Source organism: Pseudomonas sp. FG1 (genome assembly GCF_034313875.1).
Lineage (GTDB): Bacteria > Pseudomonadota > Gammaproteobacteria > Pseudomonadales > Pseudomonadaceae > Aquipseudomonas > Aquipseudomonas veronii.
Genome location: NZ_JAVIWP010000001.1, coordinates 2,407,553 through 2,423,792, shown reverse-complemented (window position 1 = coordinate 2,423,792; position 16,240 = coordinate 2,407,553). Strand labels below are relative to the sequence as shown.

General features: G+C 57.8%; 17 protein-coding genes and 1 pseudogene. 4 read left to right on the top strand and 14 right to left on the bottom strand.

The window, feature by feature from the left end; all coding sequences use genetic code 11:
• Nucleotides 1–6 precede the first annotated feature (6 nt).
• From RGV59_RS11195 to RGV59_RS11180, 4 genes are all read right to left on the bottom strand, one after another.
• On the bottom strand, nucleotides 7–333 hold the full coding sequence (locus tag RGV59_RS11195) for a DUF3325 domain-containing protein (RefSeq protein WP_017844529.1): 327 nt from the start codon (nucleotides 331–333) through the stop codon (nucleotides 7–9).
• Nucleotides 334–1,908 carry a PepSY domain-containing protein gene (locus RGV59_RS11190; RefSeq protein WP_102617538.1) on the bottom strand — a complete coding sequence of 525 codons (1,575 nt, stop codon included), beginning with the start codon at nucleotides 1,906–1,908 and terminating at the stop codon, nucleotides 334–336. It lies immediately after the preceding gene.
• Nucleotides 1,905–2,207 (bottom strand): DUF3649 domain-containing protein, encoded by a 303-nt coding sequence (locus RGV59_RS11185; protein WP_046384598.1) that lies wholly within the window; start codon nucleotides 2,205–2,207, stop codon nucleotides 1,905–1,907. Before RGV59_RS11185 ends, RGV59_RS11190 begins: the two co-directional genes overlap by 4 nt.
• 95 nt (nucleotides 2,208–2,302) lie before the next feature.
• Nucleotides 2,303–3,214, bottom strand: a complete 912-nt coding sequence (locus tag RGV59_RS11180; protein ID WP_026139741.1) for a LysR family transcriptional regulator — start codon at nucleotides 3,212–3,214, stop codon at nucleotides 2,303–2,305.
• Between the two features lie 106 nt (nucleotides 3,215–3,320).
• Between RGV59_RS11180 and RGV59_RS11175 the strand changes: the two genes are divergently transcribed.
• Nucleotides 3,321–4,841: an MFS transporter gene (locus RGV59_RS11175; RefSeq protein WP_102617539.1), complete on the top strand. Its 1,521-nt coding sequence runs from the start codon at nucleotides 3,321–3,323 to the stop codon at nucleotides 4,839–4,841.
• Nucleotides 4,842–4,895: 54 nt separating this feature from the next.
• Here RGV59_RS11175 and RGV59_RS11170 read toward each other — a convergent pair whose 3' ends face one another.
• Nucleotides 4,896–5,306: an HPF/RaiA family ribosome-associated protein gene (locus tag RGV59_RS11170; RefSeq protein ID WP_017844524.1), complete on the bottom strand. Its 411-nt coding sequence runs from the start codon at nucleotides 5,304–5,306 to the stop codon at nucleotides 4,896–4,898.
• Between the two features lie 568 nt (nucleotides 5,307–5,874).
• Here RGV59_RS11170 and RGV59_RS11165 point away from each other — a divergent pair.
• Complete coding sequence (locus tag RGV59_RS11165; RefSeq protein WP_017844523.1) at nucleotides 5,875–6,192, top strand: DUF3509 domain-containing protein; 318 nt, start codon at nucleotides 5,875–5,877, stop codon at nucleotides 6,190–6,192.
• Here the strand turns inward: RGV59_RS11165 and RGV59_RS11160 are convergent.
• The 5 genes and pseudogenes from RGV59_RS11160 to RGV59_RS11140 form a co-directional block, all read right to left on the bottom strand.
• Entirely contained in the window at nucleotides 6,189–6,476 is a 288-nt protein-coding gene (locus RGV59_RS11160; RefSeq protein ID WP_256580868.1) for a phosphate-starvation-inducible PsiE family protein, read from the bottom strand. The genes RGV59_RS11165 and RGV59_RS11160 overlap by 4 nt on opposite strands.
• A gap of 90 nt (nucleotides 6,477–6,566) precedes the next feature.
• Nucleotides 6,567–7,697 (bottom strand): GTPase, encoded by a 1,131-nt coding sequence (locus RGV59_RS11155; RefSeq protein WP_102617540.1) that lies wholly within the window; start codon nucleotides 7,695–7,697, stop codon nucleotides 6,567–6,569.
• 131 nt (nucleotides 7,698–7,828) lie between these two features.
• Entirely contained in the window at nucleotides 7,829–9,418 is a 1,590-nt protein-coding gene (locus tag RGV59_RS11150) for a hypothetical protein (RefSeq protein ID WP_126586198.1), read from the bottom strand.
• A gap of 125 nt (nucleotides 9,419–9,543) precedes the next feature.
• On the bottom strand, nucleotides 9,544–9,993 hold the full coding sequence (locus RGV59_RS11145) for a phosphate-starvation-inducible protein PsiE (protein WP_126586197.1): 450 nt from the start codon (nucleotides 9,991–9,993) through the stop codon (nucleotides 9,544–9,546).
• A 121-nt stretch (nucleotides 9,994–10,114) separates the two neighbouring features.
• Nucleotides 10,115–10,360: pseudogene (locus tag RGV59_RS11140) on the bottom strand (phosphate-starvation-inducible PsiE family protein); the annotation flags it as partial.
• Nucleotides 10,361–10,608: 248 nt separating this feature from the next.
• On the opposite strand from RGV59_RS11140, the gene RGV59_RS11135 reads away from it, so the two are divergent.
• A complete protein-coding gene (locus RGV59_RS11135) occupies nucleotides 10,609–10,869 on the top strand; it encodes a YebG family protein (RefSeq protein ID WP_017848679.1) in 261 nt (86 codons plus the stop codon).
• 55 nt (nucleotides 10,870–10,924) lie between these two features.
• On the opposite strand, the gene RGV59_RS11130 is transcribed toward RGV59_RS11135, so the two are convergent.
• Nucleotides 10,925–11,944 carry a Leu/Phe/Val dehydrogenase gene (locus tag RGV59_RS11130; RefSeq protein WP_017848678.1) on the bottom strand — a complete coding sequence of 340 codons (1,020 nt, stop codon included), beginning with the start codon at nucleotides 11,942–11,944 and terminating at the stop codon, nucleotides 10,925–10,927.
• Nucleotides 11,945–12,129: 185 nt separating this feature from the next.
• Between RGV59_RS11130 and RGV59_RS11125 the strand changes: the two genes are divergently transcribed.
• On the top strand, nucleotides 12,130–12,933 hold the full coding sequence (locus RGV59_RS11125; protein ID WP_046488617.1) for a SirB1 family protein: 804 nt from the start codon (nucleotides 12,130–12,132) through the stop codon (nucleotides 12,931–12,933).
• Between the two features lie 15 nt (nucleotides 12,934–12,948).
• Here RGV59_RS11125 and maiA read toward each other — a convergent pair whose 3' ends face one another.
• From maiA to hmgA, 3 genes are read right to left on the bottom strand one after another with little or no spacing between them, the layout of a single operon-like run.
• A complete protein-coding gene (maiA, locus tag RGV59_RS11120) occupies nucleotides 12,949–13,584 on the bottom strand; it encodes a maleylacetoacetate isomerase (protein WP_126586195.1) in 636 nt (211 codons plus the stop codon).
• A gap of 11 nt (nucleotides 13,585–13,595) precedes the next feature.
• Nucleotides 13,596–14,882, bottom strand: a complete 1,287-nt coding sequence (gene fahA / locus RGV59_RS11115; RefSeq protein WP_079442904.1) for a fumarylacetoacetase — start codon at nucleotides 14,880–14,882, stop codon at nucleotides 13,596–13,598.
• A gap of 3 nt (nucleotides 14,883–14,885) precedes the next feature.
• Entirely contained in the window at nucleotides 14,886–16,169 is a 1,284-nt protein-coding gene (gene hmgA, locus RGV59_RS11110) for a homogentisate 1,2-dioxygenase (protein ID WP_017848674.1), read from the bottom strand.
• Nucleotides 16,170–16,240: the final 71 nt, after the last annotated feature.

Here is a 16,240-nt window from a genome sequence, read left to right as displayed (position 1 = left end):
CGCGGCTCACAGGGTGGCAAAGGCTGCGACGGGACCGGCCAGCAGGCCGACGCCCGCCAGGCTCAAGGCCAACCTCGGCCAATACGGCAATAGCAGCACCAGCAGCAGCGCGCTGAGCATCAACACCGCGCACCACTCCACCAGGCCTTGGGCCCACCCCGAGGCAGCCACCGCTGGCCAGATCGATAGCGTCAAGCACCCCCCGCCGGCCGCGCGCAACCCCAGGCGGCGGCGCGGCGACGGCTTGCTGCGCAGCAGTTCGCCATGGTGACGGTCGGTGGACAGGCACAGTGCGGTAAACCCGACGTAGCACATCAGCCATGCAAGCAGCATTCAATGCGCCTCCGGTTTGAGAGTGAGCGCGCGCGCCCGTTCGGCCCTGGGCTGGGGCGCCGTGCGGTGGTGCATCTTCCAGGCGGCCCAGGCGAGGAATACCCCGCTGCCCAGGCACGTCAGGTCGAAGCCGGCCATGGCCCAGTCGCCCGTCGCCAGTGACACGCCCAAGTGGTGCGAGGTGGTCAGCGCGTTGAGCGCAGGGATCACGCCAAACAACAGCGCGCCAACGCTCAGTTGCTCGACCCAGGCCTGGCGCCCTCGGCGCAGCATGGCGTGCAACAGGCTCAGGCCCCACGCGATAAAGAACATTTGCACTTCCCAGTCGGCGCGCTGGGCGAAGCTCACCGGCAACAAACGGTTGGCCCAGAAGAACGCCGCGATGGCGATCAACAACCCGGACATGCTGGCAATATTGAGCACTTCGACCAGGCGCAGCTCAAACGGCATGCCACCGGTTTTGGCGTGCTTGAGCTGGCGCTTGCCGAGCCAGATCACCAGGCCGGTGCCGATCATCGCGGTGCCCGCCAGCCCACAGATAAAGTACAGCCAGCGCAACACCGGGCCGGCGAAACGGCCCATGTGCAGGCCATAGAAACTGCCACCGATCGCCGCCGGCAGCGATTGCTCGGCGCTGACCCGCAGCCGCTCGCCGGTATTGCCGTTGAACGACACGGTGCTGCCGAAATCATGCACCACGCGGTCGGCGCTGGCGCGGACCACATTGACCGAGGCATTCGCATCACTCGGGTTATTCACCACCAAGCGCCCGACATGCCCACCCGCCCACTGCGCCCGCGCCTGTTCGTACATCGGCAGCAACGGCAACAATGTGCCGGGCTGGCCCAGCGCCGGGGCGTTGTCGGTGGCGGGGAACACCTCGTTGAAGAAGGCCCGGCTGTCGTTGCCGTAAGAGGCCACGATCGGGGCCGGCATGACCATGCTCATGAAGATCACCAGGCTGCTGTAGGTGATCATCAAATGAAACGGCAGCACCAGCACGCCCACGGCGTTATGCCCATCGAGCCAGGAGCGCTGGCCCTTGCGGGGGCGGAAGGTGAAGAAGTCCTTGAAGATTTTTTTGTGGGTGATGATGCCGGTGATCAACGCGACCAACATCACCATCGCGGCGAAGGTGGATAACCAGCGGCCCCAGGGGTACGGCATTTGCAGCTGGAAGTGGAAGCGATAGAAGAACTCGCCGCCCATGCTTTCGCGGGCTTGCACGGCTTGGCCGCTGACCGGGTCGAGGACTTTCTGGATGAAGTTGCCGCGCTTGCCCGGGTCGACCTTGTCTTGCCACATCACCGACAGGCCAGGGTCGCGGCTGTTCGGCAAGGTGATAATCCAGCGCGCGGCGGTGGGCGCCTGCTGCTGCAGGTAGGCTTGGGCCACCGCGAGGCTGCGCCCATCGTCCAACGGCCTGGCCTGCACTTCGGGCTGGGTCCAATGGCTGATTTCATCCTTGAAATACGACAAGGTGCCCGTCAGGAAAATCGCAAACAGCAGCCAGCCAAAGATCAGTCCGGCCCAAGTGTGCAACCAGGCCATGGCCTGGCGGAATCCTTCTTTCATGTGCGTGCCATCCATACACCCACACCTGCCAGGGTCGCGAACAACGCGCTCGGCAGCATCACGCCACACCAGGCACGCCATGCCGTGCGGCAGGCAAAGCACCACAGCACCGCCAACAGGTAGAACACAAACGAACTCATCATCCCGGTGATCACTGCGTCGGCGCGGGACGTGGGCAGCCACAGCGCCAGGCAGACGGCGGCCAGAGACGCCATCAGATAGCCGCCGACCACAGCGGCCAATGCGCGTGACGTGACAGCGAGGCGGTAAGCGGCGGGAAGCGAGGTTTTGCTTTTCATGCGGGGAGCGCCAGGTTCATCAGAGCGCAATATTAATGATAAATATTCTCATAAGCAAAAGAGAACGAATGAATCACCTGCTCGAAGGCGTAGATCTAGCTGCCCGCCAGGCAACTCGGGGTGCCCGCGACCAGGGCGTCGATGGCGCAGCGCGTCTTGGCCGGCATGTGCGCCGCGGTGGGCCAGATCACATGAATCGGCGCGGGTTGCTCACGGTAGCTCGGCAGTACCGCTTCCAACTGCCCGCGCAGCACATAGTGCGCGATCAGCCAGCTCGGCAACCAGGCCAGGCCCACGCCAGCGATGGCGGCATCGGCCACGGCCTGGAGGTCGTCCATCATCAGCGGCGAGGCGACCCGCGCGCGGTGCGGGCGGCCTTGGGCATCATTGAGTTCCCACTCCAGGCGCGGCGCATTGCAGCGGTAGGCAATGCCGCGGTGCCCGGCCAAATCTTCGAGACACTCGATTCGACCGACGCGGCGCAAATACGCCGGCGCCGCCGCCAGGCCGATGGCCTGTTCGCCCAGGCGCCGGGCGCTCAAGCGGTCGGTGTCGGGTAACGCGCCGATTCGCACCGCCAGGTCGAAGCCTTCCTGGGCCACGTCGATCAGCCGGTCAGAAAACGAAATATCAATCTCCAACTGCGCAAAACGGTCCAGCAAGCCCCACAACGCCGGCGCCGCGTAGTGATGCCCGAAAGCCAGCGGCAAGCTCGCCCTCAAGCGCCCGCGAGGCTGCTGCCGACCGCTTTCGAGCACGGATTCGGCCGCTTCCAGCTCGGCCAGCGCGCGCAGGCAATGCTCGTAATAAGCCTGCCCGTCCTCAGTCAACCGCTGGCGGCGGGTGGAACGCTGCAACAGGCACGTGCCCAGGCGCGCCTCGAGGCGCGCCAAGCCTTTGCCCACGGCCGAACGGGTGAGGTTCAGCCGTTCGGCGGCTTCGGTCAGGTTGCCGCTCTCGACGATCTGCAGAAAGAGTTCAACGCCATCAAAACGTGGGGTGGCCATGCTGTAATTGTCGCCCTTGATTCCCTGATTGAAGGAAAACTTGTCACGAATAAAGAATCCAATTCCCGCGAGAATGACACGCTCCACCTCTCGAAAGGAAGACCCCATGCCTCCCGCCGTCGCCGTATCGGCTGTCAGCCCATCAGGCTCCGCCAGAAACGCGCTCGCCCTCACCGCCGTGTGCCTGGTGGCGCTGATGTTCGGCCTGGAAATCTCCAGCGTGCCGGTGATCCTGCCCACGCTGGAACAACAATTGGGCACGGGTTTCCAGGATGCCCAATGGATCATGAACGCCTACACCCTGGCCTGCACCAGCGTACTGATGGCTGCCGGCACGCTGGCCGACCGCTTTGGCCGGCGACGCATGCTGGTGCTGTGCCTGTGGCTGTTTGGCTTGGCCTCGCTGGCCTGCGGGCTGGCTGAAGACGCGTCCCTGCTGATCACGGCGCGTTTCGTCCAGGGCGTGGGCGCCGGGGCGATGATGATCTGCCAGTTCGCGATTTTGTCGCACCAGTTCCGTGAACCGGCGGCGCGGGCGCGGGCTTTTGCGGTGTGGGGCGTGATCGCGGGCCTGGGCCTGGGCTTCGGGCCGATGGTCGGGGCGTTGATCCTGGCGGTGGCGGACTGGCGCTGGGTGTTTCTCGTACATGTGCCGCTGACCTTGCTGACTCTGGTGCTGCTGCATGTCAGCGTGCAGGAGTCGCGCGACCCGGCCAGCCATCGCCTCGATATCGCCGGCATGCTCACCTTGACGCTGTCGGTGTTTGCGTTGGTTTATTTCATCACCCAAGGCACCGAGAATGGCTTTGGCGCACCGGCCATGCTGGGCTGGGCCGGCCTGTCGCTGGCCGCGCTGCTGCTGTTCAGCTTGATTGAGCGGCGCAGCGCCCATCCGATGTTCGATTTTTCGGTGTTTCGCATCCAACGCTTCAACGGCGCGTTGATGGGGTCGATCGGCATGAACTTCAGCTTCTGGCCGTTCATGATCTACCTGCCGTTGTACTTCCAGGCGGGCCTGGGCTACGACACCCTGACCACCGGCAGCGCCCTGCTCGCCTATACCCTGCCCACCTTGCTGGTACCGCCGCTGGCCGAACGCCTGGCCCTGCGCTACGGCGCCGCACGCATCATCCCGCTGGGCCTGGGAGTGATGGGCAGCGGTTTTCTGGCCATGGCCGCCGCCAATGGCGCCGCGCATCCAAACATCGTGCTGGTGCTGTTCAGTTGCGCGATGGCCGGCGTGGGCTTGGCGCTGACCAACTCACCGACCACCAACACCACCACCGGCTCGGTCTCGGCGGATCGCGCCGGCATGGCCTCGGGTATCGACCTCAGTGCGCGGCTGATCACCCTGGCGCTGAATATTGCGCTGATGGGTTTGGTGCTCTTGCTGGGGATCAGCCATCAACTGGCCGAAGTGCTGCCCGAAACCAGCGCACTGGATTGGCCCGCGATCAGTCAGCACATTGCAGCGGGCAAGCTGGAAGTGCTGAGCTCGATGGGGCTGGCGCGCGCGGATGCCCAAGCGGCGCTGCGCCACGGCGCAGGTTGGGCGATGTTGTTTGCGGGCGTAGGGGCGTGTGGGTTGGCGTTGTTGAGCGGGTATTTTTTCCGACGCAGCAGGTAAACAAAAACGGGCCTGCATCTGCAGGCCCGTTCTCAGTGGGGAATGAAAAAACTGTCAGCTGTTAATTGCAGCGTTTTCGTTTTCCAGGAATTCCTCTTCAAGCGCGTCATCATTCACTTTGTTGGCCGGCACATTTTTCGCGGCAGCGCGTGGCTTGCCTTGCAGTTTGCCGAACAAGTGTTCCAACGCATGGTCCAGCTTGGTCGCGGCACCGTCGATCGCCAGTTCCAGCGTATCGGCTTTATGCAGCACCGAAAGCGGTTGATGGCCCTTTGGCCGTGCTTCCAGGCGGCAGCTTAAATCGTGGGGACCGGGCTTGTCGCCGTTCTCATCCCGCAGGTAGACCTCAACGCGGGTCAGGTCTTCGTCATAACGTTCGAGCGTGCTTTCAATGGTATTACGTACCCACTCCTCCAGTCGGATGCTGCTTTCAATATGGTTATCGCTATTGACTTGGATTTGCATAGTTCTTCCCTTATTTCAGCTAGCTCGCGAGAGGTCACAAACTGCAACACCGGGGTGGTGAAACCATGACCTCTTGATTACACAATTGAGCAGTCAGAGAAACAATTCAACCCCTTTGCAAAGATAAATCCCACATTACAAATTAACCCTGACTACAAGCAAAAACGCTGGTAGGGTGGGGAGTTAGTTACATCTTCCTATGCCCCGCAATCTTCATCGTTGCCCCGCGCGTGCCTGCTTGCGCCGCCGACCAATCATGCACCGCTTTCTCGCTATTGCCCTGAAACAAAGCACGACGCCAACCCATGTGGGAACCGGCTCGCCCGCGATAGCCGTCTCTCAGCCGAGGATTCATCAGTTGATCCACCGCAATCGCGGGCAAGCCCCCTCCTACAGGTGATTCCAGCGTCAGACAGGTCGCTGTACGGCACGGCCCTTGCTGTACAACTGATGAGGCAAACGGATGTTGTGAACCCTCAGCGACGGAGTGGCCGGTGGTCAGGCAACGCGAACTAATCCAGACCTCGGTCGTCAATGACTGCATGTTCTTATCAGGCGGTAACGCACCATGGACAATCCTTTTCAGATCATCACCGACACCTTCACCCCACAATACCGGGTCAACCTGAGCATCCAGCGCCTGGATGGCAGCATCATGCTGACCCTCTCGAATGAGCAGGGCGTAGTGGTCAAGCGCATGATCAGCGCCGCACAACGCAACGACCCGCAACGGCTCAAGCGCCTGGTGCAAAGCATTCAGTTCGGCATTGCCATCGAGCAGGGCCACAGCGCCATGGAGATCCTGGCGGTGATGACGGACGGGGACAGTCACAAGCTGTTGCAGCGACCGCCCACCCGCGCCCTGCCCTTGAGCGTCAGGCTTTAAAGCTCGCCTTTCTCTGTTTCAGGGCTCTCGCCCTTGCGGTGCGGGCCTTGCACCTTCACCGAGGGAAACGCCGACGACGCGTAGCGCACCACCAGAATCGAGAACGCCAACAACAGAATCCCGCCGCACAGGTAGATGATGCCGATGTCCGGCGGGTTGTGGTGGGACACGTTGGAGATCAGCAGACGCGTCAGCGCGGTGATCGCCACGTAGATCAGGAAGCGCACCGGCATGTGGTTGGTCTTGACGAATTTTCCGGAAATTTTTGAAAAAAGATTTAATATTTTTCGCTCACATCAGTTTTCAAAAACTATTAAGCGGATGGAGGCATAACCAATCAGAAAAGGGGCCATAAAAATAACCCCAATCTAGTATTAGATAGATTTTTTCAGCAATCTACTTATCAAAGCAATAATATTAGCCTTGTTTCTCAAATCACTAGGCTTGGTAGCTTTCAACTCACCGGCAATATCTTTGAAATCGCCAAAGACTTTTTTCAGCAAATCCTTTTCATCCAACGAGTGATCATTCTCCAACATCCACTTGACAGCAGCCAGCATAGCAAACGTAATAACTACTGCGATCGCGGCTGCCGCCGCATCAAGAATGAGTGTTGGAGGAAGGAAGGATTTAGCAATCAAGAATGCCGACATACCTAGCGTTTCACCAGCGAATGTCGGCAACAAGGCGAGCGCAGAAGATTTATTTAGAACCTCGCCTTTGTATAAATAATTGAGGGAGGTAATAGCTACCACTTGCGTAGCAGTAATGTATGCAGCACTCCCAGGAATGAACGCCTCGCCTGCAACTGCAACAATGGCAGCGCCAATAATTCCAACTGCATAGTTCTCCTTGTTTCGAAGATGCCTCGCAAGGAGCAGAGCTTTGCCTTCGGTGTTCAAGAAGACAAAAATTTCTGTCCTTAACTCATCAACACCTCGAATATCCATCGGTGCTGACTCACGCATTTTCGGATCAAACCCTTTGGTGCAGGTTCCGAAAACCTTATCTACGCCCAGTATTTTACACCACTGTTCTTTAACATCTTCATAAGCCGACTCTTGCAGATCGTCCCATTCATCAATTTTATTTAGAACAACGAATACTTTACTTGAGCTTTTCTTAAGATCCTCAAAATTCGCCGCCTGCGAGGCGTCAGCCGAACCCGTGACTACAAAAAGACCTAGATCAATATTTTTTAAGAACTCTACAGTCTCTTCGCTATTCTCTTCACGAACATCATCGAGTCCCGGACAGTCGATGATTAAAACCTGTTCATCAAGCTTATAAGCAGTGACTTTTGTGGTGACGCCCGAGCTAGCACCGACTTTTGCGAGAGGGTCTTTCCGAGTGCAACCAAGAACAGCGTTTAGCAAAGAGCTTTTACCAGCGCTCACCTTGCCAACTACAGCAACATTGACATGCTCATCAAAATTCGGCTTACGCTCTTCGTAAACTTTACTGAACAGATCGTCAAACTCTTCCTTCGATATTCCATCACTCATAACCAACTCCAGAAAATGACAGTTTTAGACTCTACCGCATAGCATTGTGCCACATCGATGCAAAAATGGGGATACCTGCATTAATTCAAAGCAAGCCGATACTCGAACACGTAAGCACCATCGACAACAAACTATAAAAAACTAAAATTTATAGACCGCATCACCTCGTCGTGCATAACGATTAATTCCTGCGGCCTTTGTACATTTAATGCGTGACCACTATTACTAAAATTTACAAGCTGCTGAATAAAACTATCGTCTGACGTAAGAACATCACCGGCCTGTTTATAAACATCAAACTCACACCTATCCATTATGGCTTTCCGGAAAGACATACCAGTATTAAAGGATTGTTCACCAAGACACTCCTCAATGATTTCGTCTAGTTTTACCATTTCATTCTCTATAGCAAATGTCAACGCCTCGAAATCAGAGATAGCAATAAAAACCATATCATCTAGAGATATAGGGCATTCACCATTACACTGCTTCTTAACTTCATCCTCTATATCCACCCCTATTAGCTGTTTGATACTGGAAGCAGTTGAAATCCCAAAATCATCATAAGTCACGACAACAGCCTTAAAGTTTCGCCCCCGAAATTCTTCGGTTTGAGAAAGAAACATCGCGCACTTTTCTGCTTGTATAACAGCCTTAATGAAGTCTTGGTCCAGCCTCTTTTTTAGCTCTACCGGGTCAGTGTTGACTTTGAGCCAATCCGTTTGCTCAATCGCCTTACTTTCGAGCAAAACAACACTCTCACCATCTATTGCAAAATCAGTGACTTTAGAACCCAGCGAGGGAATATTATTTTCTCGATAAATAGTTTTCAAAGCCTTTTCATCAAAAACCTTTAAAGCTGTCTTTTTTAATAATCCGCCAATATATGCCTCGACATCCAGTCCTAGCTGGGCTTTTGCGTCCTCAACTCTTGCATCCTTGATTGTCTGAATTAAAAGTAATGGAAAGCATGACAGCAAAAGCTTTTCCGAGAATAGATAGATTTTTTTACCTGACACCAAAAAAGGTTTTTTCTTTAAAGGCGTATCATAATAATAATCGTCAACCGTTCCAGCACTACCACTAAATCTGGCGAAAAAAGTTGGCAAATCACTATAACGAACTCCGAAAAAAACGAAAAAATTCACCACTTGATATAATGGTACGACTTTTTGAACACGATATAACAGGTCTATGATATTTAGTTCAAAAGACCCACTACCTTTCTTGCCTGTCGCCTGAACTAAAATATTCAGCCAGATAGTGAAATAGCTAGCGACTCCGACACCAGTAATCTCATGGAAAGTTTTTTCGTAAAACTCGTTACCACCTAGAATCTTGCATTGCCTTGCAAGACTTCTCATACACTCCGGTACATCCTTGCGAAGCAGCGACTGCTGATAAATCAACGGTCTGAATCTCAATAATAAATTTGCAGGGTCAGCATCAATAAGATAGTCTTGCAATCTAAACAGCTTATTACAGATCCTAACAAAATCAGTATCATTCATTTTTAAAACACCTGTGCTTGATGATGAGATTTTAATCATCATAAAAATCAACCACTGGGCATCCTGAATCATAAACGATTTTCCGCCAGAACTATTCTCCATAGCCAAATAGTTCATAGCGAGAGTGAAAACGGAATCACGCGAGTATTTCAAAATACTATTACGAACATCAGAGTATTTATTTGAGAAATTTCTCTTGTTGTTTTTCACTTAAAAATCCTTTTTTACAAAAACTAAAACTTAACTCACCTTAAAAACCTTAACAAATCAACAAATCAAACAACAAGAAAGACATAAGTCCTTACTAAAAAATTACAAACCCTAACAAACACACATCAGCTTTCTATTTTTTCTTTCACTGATGGAAATTTAGAAGACGAAAACCTAACAACGAGAATCGAAAGGGCTAAAAGAAGCACCCCGCCACACACGTAAATAATGCCAAGGTTCGGCGCGTTATGGTGCGAAACATCGCTAATCAAAAGCCGAATTAATGCAGTCACGCCGATGTACAGCAAAAATCGCAAGGGCATATGATTTGTTTTAAAATAAATCCCGCTCATTGCTAACAATTCTAAATAAATGAATAGCAATAGAATGTCATCAACGCTGATTTTCTCTTGCCCCAGCATACCTATAAAGGCACTGATAGCGGCCCATACCGTTATAGCCGCAATGCCGAACAGAGCTAGGTAGTGGAAAGCCTCAACCACCAAATTTCCTACCGAATCAGCGCCACTGTGCAAGCTTTTGCGCAGCTTCTCAATCCCACGAATTTCACTCATAGCTCACACCATCCATCACAGAAAAAAACAGCCTAGCCCGCCTTCAAGCGCGCCAAAGACCAGAAATCATAGGGGTTTCACCCTTTTTTTGCCTATAAGAAAAAATGTTAGATTCAGGTAGGTTCGTTTTGAAGTAAATCCCGACCATGGCGCCCAATTCCAGGTAGATGAACAACAGCAAGATGTCATCGATCTTGATGTGCCCGTTCTCCAGCATCCCCAGAAATTCCATCACCGCCGCCCAGGCGGTCACCGCACCGATGGCGAACAACGCCAGGTAATGGAACGACTCGACAAATAGATTGCCCAGCGACTCGGCCAGCCCGTGGACATTCTGACGCAGCTTTTCGGCCCAGTTGATTTTCACGATGATGCTTCCTTAGGTCGGCTCGACCGGATAATGCGGCTTGGACGTGACGGTTGTTCTGCATGCAGAAAAAAGGCCAGAGGCAGAGATAAGATGATGGCAGGGTGACATGGGACACTCCAAACCTGTATTTCCGGGCTACATTAAAAAACTGCTACCCAAACCCCACGGTTTGGCTTACCCTTTTAGCTGTATATAAATACAGTAGTCGCAAAAGACAACTATCGTGAAGGCATGTGAGGTGGTGAATGGCCGTCGAAGTGGTATACCGCAGCAGCCGAGATCTGGAGCGTTTGTTCATGGATAAAGCCGAAGCTGACCGTCATGACAAGATGCTTGAACTCGCTGAGTTGCTCGCAGAAGTGTTGCAAAAAGCTGTGCCGTCGTTGAGCGAGCAGCAGGTTGAAGAGGCCGGGATCTACATGGCGAAAAACCGCGATGTCTTTGCCAAGGCGTTCAGGAGCCAACCGGACGCGCTGTCCGAGTTGCTGAACCCGCCAGCGGAATAAAGCCCGAATTGAACAGGCCCTGAATCGATGATTCAGGGCCTTTTTAATGCGTGGGCTAGCGGTAAAGCAGGCGCTCGGCCAGTTCATCGGCAACCCGTGCAGGGGAGCGTTTTTCGGCCTGGGCGTGGGCGAAGATTTCGGTCAGGCGCGTGCCGATATTCGACAGGTGCGCGGTGATGGTCGGCAGTTCGGCGCCGCTGTGCTTGAGGGCGACGTAGATCAGGCCACCGGAGTTGATCACGTAGTCCGGGGCGTAGAGGATGCCGCGCCCTTCCAACTGGTCGGCGACTTGCAGGTTGGTCAGTTGCGCACTGGCGGAACCGGCCACGGCGGCGCAGCGCAGTTGGCCGACGCTGTTGCGATTGAACACGGCGCCGAGACCGCAGGGCGCGAGGATGTCGCAGGGGGTGCTGAGCAAGGCGTCATTGGCGATCGGGTGTGCGCCGAGTTGCTCCATGGCCAGTTGCACTTTGCCTTGGTCGATGTCGCTGACCAGCAGTTCGGCGCCGGCGGCATGCAGTTGTTCGGCGAGGGCGTAACCGACGTTGCCCAGGCCCTGGATCGCCACGCGCAAGCCTTCGAGATTGTCGCTGCCCAGGCGCGCCATCGCGGTGGTGCGGATACCGGCGAATACGCCCATGGCGGCATGGGGCGCAGGGTCGCCGGCGGCGGTGGTGCTGGTGACGAAGCGGGTTTGCTGGGCAATGCAATCCATGTCGGCCACCGAGGTGCCGCTGTCGATGGCGGTGATATAGCGGCCATCAAGTTGCTCGACACATCGCCCGAAGGCTTCAAACAGGGCTGCGCGGCTTTCCACATGGGCGGGGCGCAGGATCACGGCGCAACCACCGCCCACCGGCAAACCCGCCAGGGCGGCCTTGTAGCTCATGCCTTGGGCCAGGCGTGCGGCGTCGGCCACCGCGCTTTCGTCGTCGGGATATGCGAGGTAACGGCAACCACCCAGGGCAGGCCCCAGGCGGCTGTTGTGGATGGCTATGATCGCCTTCAACCCGGTCGTCGGGTCGATGCTGAGGTGCAGCGATTCAAGGCGGGTGCTGTGCATGAGAGCAAACATCGTCAAGCTCCCGAATCACTTCTGGTGTCGCCAAGTATAGGCCTGCGGCAGAAAACTGCCGAAGTGCGCGGGAATAAGCCACCCGGTTTTGCGGGGCCAGCGACATAAGCAAGTAGGATATCTCTCAAGCTACTGGACGAAAATTCTCAGCAAGGCTAAAACGGGAGCATCCGCCGGAGAATGCAATGAACCCCCGTCACGCCTTTTTCGCCTGCCTGGAACGTTCGCCCCCTGCGCTGTTTGAAGCTGCGCTGTGGATTGCGGCCGAGCATGACCCAACGGTGCAACCGCTGTTGATCCTGCAGGAGCTCAACGTGCTGCAACAGCAGGTCAGCCTGGGCATGCCCCTGTTGCCGGCGGATGAGCTCGGCCAGCCGTTGCTGCGACGCCTGAATGACCTGGGGTTCGCCCAGGATGACTTCACCCCGCTGCGCCCCGCCGCCGCGCTGCTGGACAAGGTGTTGCAGCGCAAGCGCGGGCAACCCCTGGCCATGGGGCTGATCGCGATGGAACTGGCGCAACGCCTGAATATCCCGATGGTCGGCGTCAACTTCCCCGGCCACTTCCTGCTGCGGGTACCCGGTGCCGATCACCTGCTCGACCCTTGCGGCGGCCGACGCCTGTACCCCAACGATTGCCGCGAACTGTTGCAACGCCAATACGGCCCCGACCTCAAGCTGCAGGCCGACCACCTGCGCACCGCCAGCCCACGCTCGATCCTGCAACGGCTGTCGCGCAACCTGCGCCAGTTGTACCTCTCCAATGACGACCCGCTGGCCGCCCTGGTCGACGCCGAGCGCGTGCTGGAACTGGGCCATGCCAGCGCCGCCGATTACCTGGCGCGGGCCAGCCTGTATCAACGCCTGGACTGCCCAAGCGCCGAGCGTTTCGACCTGGAGCACGCGCTGCTGCTCAGCGAAGACCCGATCCAGCGCCTGCGCCTGACCCAGCGGCTGGGCCACTTGCCGCCCAACTCAGTGATTCACTGAACACAACGAGCGCGTCTAGGGTGTATCACGCTGGTTGGCAGGGTGCGCCTGGATAAACGCCGGATGCTGCGCCGCCAAAGCCGCCACCCGCCCGATACGCGGATACCCCGCCAACGCCACCTTGAAGCGCTCGGCGGCATACAGCTGCGGAATCAGAAACGCATCCGCCAGCCCCGGCTGCTCGCCAAAGCAAAACCCGTGATCGCCAATCAACTGCTCGACCGCGTCCAAGCCCTGGCTGATCCAATGACCGATCCAGGCCAGCACCTGGGTTTCATCGTGGCCCCACTGGCGCAGCAGGCTCTGGGTGCTGGAGTTGTGCAGCGGGTGAATGTCACAGGCGATGATCGACGCCACCGCACGCGCATGGGCGCGGGCTGCCAGGTCCCGGGACAGCAGCGGCACCTGTGGATAACATTCCTCCAGGTATTCGATGATCGCCGACGACTGGATCAACAGTTCGCCGTCATCGGTGCGCAGCGCCGGGACGCGACCTTGCGGGTTGATCGCCAGGTACTCCGGCTGGCGATGGGCGCCGCCCGCCGGCGCCACAAGGTTGACTGGCACGGCGGTGAAGTCCAGGCCCTTGAGCGCCAGCGCGATCCGTACCCGGTACGACGCAGTGGACCGATAGTAAGTGTAAAGCTCCATCGCCCTGCCCCTCAGCGCGCCGCGACCACCGTGCCACGGCATTCGCCGAAGCCGATGGAGGCAAAACCGTCACGGCTGCAACGGCCGCGCAGGATGATTTCATCACCGTCTTCGAGAAATTTACGCACCTCGCCCGACGCCAGTTCAATCGGCTTCTTGCCACCCTCGGTGATCTCCAGCAGGCTGCCGAACTGCCCCGGCTGCGGCCCGGACAAGGTGCCCGAACCGAACAGATCGCCGGCCTGCAACTGGCAGCCATTGACGCTGTGGTGCGCAACCATTTGCGCCACGGTCCAGTACATGTACTGGGTGTTGCTCAGGGTCAGGCGCTGGGCCGGCAGGTTCTGTTCACGCATCGACGCCGTGGTCAGCAGCACCTCCAGCTCGATATTGAACGCGCCCGCCGCCTGATCGCGTTGATCCAGCAGGTACGGCAGCGGCTGCGGATCGCCTGCGGGACGTGCCGGTTGTGCCTGGCGGAACGGCGCCAGCGCTTCGGCCGTCAGCACCCACGGCGAGATGCTGGTGATAAAACTCTTCGACAGGAACGGCCCCAACGGCTGGTACTCCCAGGCCTGGATATCCCGCGCCGACCAGTCGTTGAGCAGGCAGAAACCGGCAATGTGCTCGGCCGCCTCGCCAATGGCAATCGAGTCGCCCATGGCATTGCCCTGGCCGATCCAGATGCCCAGCTCCAACTCGTAGTCCAGCCGCGCGCAGGGGCCGAAGCTCGGCTCGGTCTGGCCGGCCGGCAGGGTCTGGCCTTTGGGGCGGCGCACCTCGGTGCCGGACGGGCGAATGGTCGATGCACGGCCGTGATAACCGATCGGCACGTACTTGTAGTTGGGCAGCAGCGGGTTGTCGGGGCGGAACAGTTTGCCGACGTTCTGCGCGTGTTCGATGCCGACGTAGAAGTCGGTGTAGTCATTGATCTTGGCGGGCAGGTGCATCTGGCAATCGGCGGCGCGGTGCAGCACTTCGGCCTCGCGTGCTTGCAGCGGGCTGCCCTCCCCGAGCAATGCCAACAGGCGCTCGCGCAGGGCCACGCGCGGGCCACGGCCGAGCTCGAAGAAGGCGTTCAACTGCCCGCCGGCAGTGGCGTCGACGGCGCGTAGCGCTTCACCGTCAAACGCATCGCGGGCGGCCAGCAGGTCGAGAATGCAGTCGCCGATCGCCACGCCACTGCGCGGCGCCGCGCCGTTGATGCTGAACACCCCCAGCGGCAGGTTTTGCAGGGGAAAATCGCGATGACCGTTGGCGCTGGTGACCCAACTGCGGGCGAGCGTTGATTGCGTCATGGGTTATCTCCGGTTCGGGTCGAAGGTGACGGGCAGCGAGGCCCAGCACGCATCATAAGCAGATTGTAGTTGCGGGCAGTCCAGGGCGAAGCGCGTCGGGCGCAGCACTTGGCTGGTCTCGAACATGAACGCCATGGTGTCATCGATCTTGTGCGGGGCCAGCTCGACATTGATCGCCTTGGTGCAGGTCTCGCCATCCGGGCCGTGGGCGCTCATGCAGCTGTGCAACGACGCGCCGCCGGGCAGGAAGCCTTCGGCCTTGGCGTCGTAGGCACCCTGGATCAGGCCCATGTATTCGTTCATCAGGTTGCGGTGGAACCACGGCGGCCGGAAGGTGTTCTCGGCCACCATCCAGCGCGGCGGGAAGATCACGAAATCGAGGTTGGCCAAGCCATGCACGCTGGTGGGCGAGGTCAATACGGTGAAGATCGACGGGTCGGGATGATCGAAACTCACCGTGCCGATCGTATTGAACCGACGCAGGTCGTATTTGTACGGCACGTTGTTGCCATGCCAGGCCACGACGTCGAGGGGCGAATGGTCGAGTTCGCAGGCCCACAGTTCGCCGAGGAATTTCTGCACCAGGGTCGTCGGCTGCTGGCGGTCTTCGTAGTGGGCAACCGGGGTCAGAAAATCACGCGGGTTGGCCAGGCCGTTGCTGCCGATCGGGCCGAGGTCCGGCAGGCGCAGCGGGGCGCCGTGGTTTTCGGCGACATAACCGCGCGCCTGCGCATCCAGCAGTTCGACGCGGAATTTCAGGCCGCGTGGCAGCACGACAATTTCCAACGGCTCGACCTCCAACACCCCGAGTTCGCTGGCGATACGCAAGCGGCCCTGCTCGGGCACGATCAACAGCTCGCCATCGGCGTTGAAGAACACGCGCTGCATCGAACGGTTGGCGCCGTAATGGTAAATGCTGATGCCCGACGGTTGCTCCGCCCCGGCATTGGCCGCCATGCCGACCAGGCCATCGATGAAGTCGGTCGGCTCGCTCGGTATCGCCAACGGGTCCCAACGCAGCCGATTCGGCGTCACCGCGCCCAGCGGCCCACCGGCCAGTTGTCGCTCCAGTTTGACGAACGCCGGATGATGGGCCGACGGCTGGATGCGATACAACCAGGTACGGCGCGCTTCACTGCGCACCATGGTGAAGGCCGTGCCGGAGAAGAGTTCGGTGTACAGGCCGTAAGGCGCTTTTTGCGGGGAGTTCTGGCCGACCGGCAGCGCGCCGGGCAGGGCTTCGCTGGCGAATTCATTGCCGAAGCCCGAGAGGTATTCGAGGTTCATGGATCATCCTCTGACGGAAGTTGTTTTTATCGTAATCCAGTTACGCATAACGTAATTTGATCACTGTCGAC